This is a genomic window from Faecalibacterium sp. Marseille-Q0746 (assembly GCF_017377595.1).
Classification (GTDB): domain Bacteria; phylum Bacillota; class Clostridia; order Oscillospirales; family Ruminococcaceae; genus Faecalibacterium; species Faecalibacterium duncaniae.
This window is the reverse complement of the sequence record NZ_JAFREI010000003.1, coordinates 171,447-179,018: the sequence shown is the minus strand read 5'-3', so window position 1 is coordinate 179,018 and position 7,572 is coordinate 171,447. Positions and strand designations below refer to the sequence as shown.

7 protein-coding genes are annotated in these 7,572 nt (G+C 60.4%); 1 reads left to right on the top strand and 6 read right to left on the bottom strand.

Features of this window, described 5'->3' with window-relative positions:
* The 6 genes from J3351_RS03435 to asnS all read right to left on the bottom strand — a co-directional run.
* Nucleotides 1-371, bottom strand: a 371-nt coding sequence (locus J3351_RS03435) for an RNA polymerase sigma factor (RefSeq protein WP_207697128.1), incomplete at its 3' end; no start/stop codon positions are given.
* Nucleotides 372-375: 4 nt separating this feature from the next.
* Complete coding sequence (locus tag J3351_RS03430; RefSeq protein WP_207697127.1) at nucleotides 376-1,062, bottom strand: anti-sigma factor; 687 nt, start codon at nucleotides 1,060-1,062, stop codon at nucleotides 376-378.
* Nucleotides 1,063-1,151: 89 nt separating this feature from the next.
* Complete coding sequence (locus tag J3351_RS03425) at nucleotides 1,152-2,456, bottom strand: murein hydrolase activator EnvC (protein ID WP_207697126.1); 1,305 nt, start codon at nucleotides 2,454-2,456, stop codon at nucleotides 1,152-1,154.
* A 125-nt stretch (nucleotides 2,457-2,581) separates the two neighbouring features.
* Nucleotides 2,582-2,788, bottom strand: coding sequence for a hypothetical protein (locus J3351_RS03420; RefSeq protein ID WP_005929737.1), 207 nt, complete (start codon nucleotides 2,786-2,788; stop codon nucleotides 2,582-2,584).
* Between the two features lie 127 nt (nucleotides 2,789-2,915).
* Complete coding sequence (locus J3351_RS03415) at nucleotides 2,916-3,971, bottom strand: A/G-specific adenine glycosylase (RefSeq protein WP_207697125.1); 1,056 nt, start codon at nucleotides 3,969-3,971, stop codon at nucleotides 2,916-2,918.
* A gap of 168 nt (nucleotides 3,972-4,139) precedes the next feature.
* A complete protein-coding gene (gene asnS / locus J3351_RS03410) occupies nucleotides 4,140-5,528 on the bottom strand; it encodes an asparagine--tRNA ligase (protein ID WP_117535626.1) in 1,389 nt (462 codons plus the stop codon).
* 467 nt (nucleotides 5,529-5,995) lie between these two features.
* Between asnS and J3351_RS03405 the strand changes: the two genes are divergently transcribed.
* Entirely contained in the window at nucleotides 5,996-7,480 is a 1,485-nt protein-coding gene (locus tag J3351_RS03405) for a hypothetical protein (RefSeq protein WP_207697124.1), read from the top strand.
* Nucleotides 7,481-7,572: the final 92 nt, after the last annotated feature.

Sequence of the window (7,572 nt, the reverse complement as noted above, 5' to 3'; positions counted from 1 at the left end):
CCGAATACCCGGAGGCTGAACACCTCTTTGTAAGGCTCGTCCAGCGTGTGCAAGCACTGATGTACAGTGAATGCCGCATCCTGATCGACCAGCAGTTGGGCAATGTCCGGAGTGTCGGCGGGGGCGGGTTCAGCATCTTCCAGCAGGGCAGTGTGCTTTGTCCGGCGGCAGTGGGGATAATAGGCGTTGCGGGCCACCGTGAACAGCCACGCCCGTACATCCTGCCGGTCGTCGTAGTCCTTCAGGCCGTCCAGAGCCTTGAAGAAAGTCTCCTGTGTCAGTTCTTCGGCCAGCGCCTCGTTGTGGGTCAGGCCCTGCAGGAACAGAAACACATCCCGGAAATAGAGCCGGTAAACGCTGTCGATGTCCATAGGCTCAGCCCTTCTTATAGTCGGTGCCATATTCCTGGTCGGTGCCGTAGGCGTAGTCGAAGGTACCGTCCGGGTTTTCCTGCACGATGTAGCGGTCTACCAGCTGTCCATCGCGGTAGTACAGGGTCTGGTCTGCGCAGTCCACGGTCAGCAGCTGGGTGCGAGACACCATGACCCATACAGTGGATCGATCAGAATCCACCAGGGCTGTCAGTACCCGATGCACGCCCGGAAAGCGGTAGCGCATGGCCCGCACAGTGATCTGCGGCTTGCCCCAGCTGAAGGTGCCCTCCATATCCAGCCAGACACCCTCGCCCTGCACTTCCAGAATGCAGATGTCAGCGCCATTCTCTTTGCGGTTGTATGTCCAGAAATGAGCCTGCTCTGTGGTGGCCGGGACGCGGGCAGTGCCCATCCAGAATATCATTGCCAGAGCGCACAGGGCAGCCAGCACAGAGCCGATTGCTGCACGGAAGCTCCTTCTTTGCAGGGCGGCCCTGATCCTGCGCAGGGGCGCATCCGGCTGCGCTTCCGGCCGCACCGGCACCGGCTGCTCCATCTGTTCCAGCTCGGCGCGGCAGGCTTCACATTCGGCCAGATGCTCTTCCACCAGTGCGTTGGTGGCCTTACTGGTGATGTGCTCCGCATACAGCGGCAGCAGGTCACGGATGATATCACAATTCGTTTTCATCGTATTTTGCCCTCCTTTTTCATGGCCTTTCACCCCAATAACGCAGAAAAGGAGAAAGCGTTACAGGTTTCTGCAAATTTTTTGCAGGATCAGCCCTTTTCCTGCCAGAATAACCCACCGCTGGTCTGGAACAGGGGCCAGGGGTTCACGCTCTTGCTGCCGAGCTTGAAGTCCATGGTCAGCTCCTCGCCCAGCACGCCGACAGCCTGCCCCCGCTCCACGGTCTGGCCGCGGGTCACGGAGAGCTCCTGCAGGCCGTACAGATAACTGCGCACGCCGCAGCCGTGGTCGATGACCACGGTGCTGCCGGTGAGGGCCAGATCGCCTGCAAACACCACCACGCCATTCGCCGGGGCACGGCAGGGCTCACCGGGGATGGTGTAGAGCCGGGTGGAGTTGGAGCGGCTGCCCTGCTGGCCGCCGGTCACCTTGACCTGACCGAAATCCACCAGCGTCATGTAGTTTTCTGCCGGGCAGAGGAAAGCACCGGCCCAGAGTTTTTCCCGCACGGGCTGCTCGTACAGGGGCCAGATGTTGTTCCGGAACTCGGCATTGGCGGCCTCGGTGGATGCAGGTTCCGGCTCCACCTCCACGGTGCCGAAATCCTTGGGCAGAACGGTCAGCGTCCGGGCAAAGGTCTCGCCGTTGACGGTAACGTTGACCGTGTGCCTGCCCGCCGAAGCGTTGTAGGCGGCGGGGATGTAGGCGCGCCAGCCGCTGCCCAGCCGGACACACTGAACGCTGCCCAGGTCGGTCTCCACAGCGGGAGCGGTCTCGCCGGTCAGGCCGGTGATGGAAAGCGCCGCCACGCCGCCCTGCTCCAGCCGCTCGGTGGAAAGGTCGACCTCCGCGCTGGCCTGCAGGGTGAACCGGAAGGAGTAGCTGTACCAGCCCGTGGGTTTGGCCGGGTGCTCCACGCCCAGGTTCTTGCGGATGGCACCGGTGGTGCCGCCCTCAAACTGGGTGGCAAGATAGTCTTGCGGCAGCCGCCAGACCGTCAGCTTTGCCTTGTAATCCCCGTTGGCAGGGAAGAGAAAGTCCTCGTACTGAGAGGCTGACCCAGCAAATACGATGCTGCCGATGTCGGTTTCAATGGTCAGGGTGGTGTAGCTGGCCCAATCGGGCAGGGCGAGGGCCGGGTGTGCGTCATACAGCACGCCCAGTTTCTGCACGGTGAGCGTTTCGGGGCTGGTGAACACCTTATCGAACACGCCGCCCAGCAGCGGCACCTGCCAGCAGGAGCCGTTCACTTCCAGCGCTTGTCCGCCGAACTGCGTGTCTGCCGCCGGGCGGGACCCTTCGCCGGTAAAGGAATAGCTCACGGTCATCACCGCGCCCAGCAGCACGGCAACGCCCAGAATGACACCAACGACCCACAACAAAAATCGTTTCATGGATATGTACTCCTTAGGCGGCATCCCTTTTCAGGTGCAAAGCGTCTGAGAGGGGATGCCGTTATGAAAAAACGCACCCGACCAGTCGAAAAAAGACAAGCCGGGTGCGCTTTTCGGTGTTTGGTTTATTCTGCGGCATCCTCGGCAGAAGGATCTTCTGCGGGCTGCTCTGCGGCAGGCTCAACGGTCTCAGCCTTATCCTCGCCAAACAGCAGACGCTCGTACTCGTCCAGCTCCTTCTCACGGCGGTGCAGATAGACAGCCACGGCGGCCAGCGCACCGGCCACAGCGGCCAGCGTGGCGATAACAGCGATCAGACAGGATTTCTTCATAGGACACACTCCTTTTCTGGTGGGGAACGGTGGTTCATGGAACCGGAGTTCATTTTGATAAGGCTATTATACCCGGAAAAGCAAAAAATTACAATCCGAAATGCAGAAATTTCATCAATCCGGGGGATCACAGCAATTTGGTCAGCAGCAGCTTTTTGTAGGCCTTGAAGGCACCGGGCAGGGTATACGCGGCCTCCAGCTGCTCCTTTCCGGCCCAGACGCAGCCTGCGGGGGCGGGCTGCTCCGGCACAGTGAGGAAATAGCCGCTCTGGTGCCATTCGATGTGGGTGAAAATGTGCTTGGCCGCAGGCAGGGGGGTGAAATGTGCCCCTGTGCAGTCCAGCCCCAGGGCAGCAAGGCGGGCGGCAGTCTCTGCGGCGGTAAGGGTGGTATCCTCCCACAGCACCGGCTGCCACAGCCCGGCCAGCAGGCCCTTGGCGGGCCGCTGCTGGAGCAGCACCCGGCCCTCGTTCAGCACCAGCGCCACCGTGACCGGTGTGATGCGCCGGGCCTTGGGGGGTGTTTTCTGGGGCAGGGAGAGGGCGGTGCCTGCGGCCCGGGCCCGGCAGAGCGTGCCCAGCGGGCACTGCTCACACAGAGGTGCGCCGTTGGGCAGGCAGACCAGCGCGCCCAGCTCCATCAGGGCCTGATTGTAGTCTCCGGCTTTTGCGGGCGGCTGGTGCTCCATGACCCGTGCCGTGAACTCCCGCTTCACCTGCGGGTCGGTGACCAGCCGGGGATCGTTGTAGAGGCGGGCAAACACCCGCAGAACGTTGCCGTCCACGGCGGGCACCGGGAGGCCGAAACTGATGGATGCAATGGCCCCCGCCGTGTACTCCCCGATGCCGGGCAGGGCCAGCAGGGCGTTGTAATCAGCAGGCAGCTGCCCGCCGTACTGAGCGCAGACGATCTTCGCTGCCTTCTGCAAATTGCGCACCCGGCTGTAATAACCCAGCCCCTCCCACAGCTTGTGCAGCTTTTCCTCCTCACATCCGGCCAGCGCGGGAATATCCGGCAGGGCGGCAAGGAAGCGCTCGTAGTAGGGCAGCGCCGCCGAGACCCGGGTCTGCTGCAGCATGATCTCGCTCAGCCAGACATGGTAGGGCGTGGGGTCCTCCCGGAAGGGGAGGATGCGGCGGCTGGCATAGAACCAGTCCAACAGGGCAGGAGCGATATTTTCCACTTGTATTTATCTCCTTGTTGAAAACAACCCTCTCCGTCATTGCTCCGCAATGCCACCTCTCCCGAGGGGAGAGGCTATGCTGCCTTTATCCAAGAGCCGCAATAGGCTCCCCCTTCGGGGGAGCTGGCAAAGCCGACAGGCTTTGACTGAGAGGGTTGAATTTAATCCTTAGAAACCGTAAGCGGTGCGGGGGAAGGGCAGCACGTCGCGGATGTTCTGGATGCCCGTGAGGTACATGATCATCCGCTCGAAGCCCAAGCCGTAACCGGCGTGCTCCACGCCGCCGAACTTGCGCAGGTTCAGGTACCACTCGTAGTTGGTCTTGTCCATGCCCAGCTCGTCCATGCGGGCCACCAGCTTATCGTAGTTCTCTTCGCGCTGGCTGCCGCCGATCAACTCGCCGATGCCGGGCACCAGCATATCAGCTGCGGCCACGGTCTTGCCGTCCGCGTTCATCTTCATGTAGAAGCTCTTGATCTCCTTGGGGTAATCGGTGACAAAGACGGGCTTCTTGAACACGACCTCGGTCAGGTAGCGCTCGTGCTCGGTCTGGATATCCACGCCCCACTCCACGGGGAACTGGAACTTCTTGTTGTTCTTCTTCAGGATCTCGATGGCCTCAGTGTAGGTGATGCGGCCGAACTCGCTGTTTGCCACCAGCTCCAGGCGCTCGATCAGGCCCTTGTCGATGAACTGGTTGAAGAAGGCCATCTCATCGGGGCAGTTGTCCAGCACGTAGCGGATGACGAACTTGGTCATGGCCTCGGCGGTGTCCATGTAGCCTTTCAGATCGCAGAAGGCCATCTCGGGCTCGATCATCCAGAACTCGGCGGCGTGGCGGGTGGTAAAGCTCTTCTCCGCACGGAAGGTGGGGCCGAAGGTGTACACCTTGCCAAAGGCCATGGCCATGGCCTCGGCCTCCAGCTGGCCGGAAACGGTCAGGTTGACGGGCTTCTCAAAGAAGTCCTGGCTGTAATCCACGGTGCCGTCCTCGTTCTTGGGCACGTTCTGCAGGTCCAGCGTGGTGACCTGGAACATCTCACCGGCACCCTCGCAGTCGGAAGCGGTCAGCAGGGGAGAGTGGGAGTAGACGAAGCCGTTCTCCTGGAAGAACTTGTGGATGGCGTAGGCAGCCACGCTGCGCACGCGGAATGCGGCGTTGAAGGTGTTGGTGCGGGGGCGCAGGGTGGGCATGGTGCGCAGATACTCCATGCTCATCTTCTTTTTCTGCAGGGGGTACTCGTCTGCGGGGCAGTCGCCCAGGATCTCCACGCTGTCGGCATTCAGCTCAAAGGGCTGCTTTGCCTGCGGGGTCAGGACGATGCGGCCCACGATGCGCAGGCTGCTGTACAGGCCGGTGTGGATGACCTCCTCGTAGTTTGCCAGCTTGCCTGCCTCCAGCACGACCTGCAGGGTCTTGAAGCAGCCGCCGTCCGACAGGGCGATGAAGCCGATGTTCTTGGAATCACGGATGTTCTTGGCCCAGCCGCACACGGTGACCACTGTGCCGTCGGCGGGAGTGTTCTTGTACAGCGAGACGATCTCAGTACGTTCCATCTTTCTTTCCTCCGATATAAAAATAAAAAGACAGCTTTGCCCTGAATTTTCAGGGCGAACAAGCTGTCTTGTAATGTCCGCGGTGCCACCTGAATTACCGGAAGTGTCCGGTCGCTCGCGCGCTCCAATAAGCGCTGCCCTGGTAACGCTGGGCTTTGCGGCGCACCTACTGGCGGCGGAATGCCGTGTTCAGTTTGCAGCTCCCGGGTGTTCGTTCGCGCACTGGCCCGCACGCGGCTCTCAGCTGCTGCCGCGCTCTCTGGAGCGTCCGGAATGCGTTACTTTTCCCGATCCTTGCTTTTCGGTAATTCTAAAAATAGCACAGCAGCACCGGTTTGTCAATCGGCTTTTTGTGGAAAAACGGTTGAATTCTGCCGGAAAGAATGCTATTATTTATTCTGCTATAGTATGTGCATTGCACAAAACGGAACAAACATGAAGATTGGCTTTGTCCTGAGGAGTAGAGCATGAACGAAAATCAAACTACTTACCCCACCGGCGCACAGGATGAGGAAGAGATCGACCTCGTCGCGCTCATGATGACCCTTCTGCACAAGCTCAAGCCCATCCTGCTGACCGCGGTTGTCTGTGCTGTGATCGCTGGCGGCCTTGCCGGGGTAAAGATCCTGCGCGGCGGCGCTGTTTCGGCAGAAGATCAGGTTGCTTATGAAGAGGCTCTGGCTGAGTATCAGCAGAAAGAGAAGGATTATGAGTTTGCTGTGCAGCAGTACGAGCTGACTGCGAAGAGCAACGAGGATGCGCAGTCTAGTGTGCAGGAAGCACTGAAACAGGCACAGGACTATGCAGAAAAGTCGCTGCTAAAAAATCTGGACGTTTATAATGTCTGGACGGCGCAGGCTGACCTTTATATTGACAGCGGCTACAAAATCCAGCCGGGTTCTGCGTATCAGAATGTTGACCCGACCGGTGCGTTGCTGGCTGCATATCAGAAACAGCTGGTCAGCGGTGACTCCATGAATGCTGCCGCTGATGCCGTAGGGGTAGATGTGCGCTACCTGAAGGGCGTGGTCACGGTAGAACTTTCCCAGAACGACAGTGGCGAGTATAACGGCGTGATGACCTTGCAGGCGTATGCTGCAGATCAGCAGACCGCAGAGAAAATTCTGAACGCGCTGCTGGGTCGTCTGGATCTGATCCATGATAAAGCGGCAGCTGCTGTGTGCAGCCACAGTGTACGCGTGATTGATCAGAGCGTGACACAGGGGGTCTCCACGGAACTGCGTGCGCTGCAGCAGACGAGCAATGAAGATGTTCAGAATCTGCAGAGCCAGCTGGTGGAACTGCAGAGTGCCCGTCAGGCGCTGGATGACAATCTGGCTTCTGCTAAGAGTACTTGGGAGAGTGCGGAGGAGCCCGCACTGGACGGCGGCGCTGCCTCCTCTGTGGCAAAGTACCTGCTCATTGGCTTCCTGCTGGGCGGTGTGCTTGCCTGCGGCGTGGTTGTGGTCAAGTTCCTGCTGGACGGCATGGTCTACTCGGCCAGCGAGCTGAACCGCTCCACCGGCCTGCCCGTGCTGGGCGCGCTGGCCAGCGACCGCACCAAGAAAGCCGGAAAGCTGGATGCAAAGCTCTATCAGATGGAGGGCCGCCCCGATGGCAGCGCGGACGCTGAGATGCTCTGCCTGATGGCTCAGACCATCCGCAGCCGCGCTCCGGAGGCGAAGAATATTCTGGTCACCGGCGATCTGCCTGCGGACCAGTTGGAAGCACTGGCCGCTGCCCTGCAGGCCACGGAACCCCTGCGCGGCCAGAGCGTGACCGCCGCCGAGAGCATCCTCAAGGCCGCTGCCACCGTGCCCCATGTGGTGGCTGCCGATGCCATTGTGCTGGCTGCCGACTGCACGGTCACCCGCACCGATGCCGTGCGGGAGCAGAACGAGAAGATCGTTCGGCTGGGCAAGCAGATCCTGGGCTGCATCGTATACGAATAAGCAGAAATAAAATAAACCTCTCAGTCTCGCATTCGCTCGCCAGCTCCCCTGATAGGGGAGCCCTTGGCAAAGAGGGCAGGTCGTACTTGCCA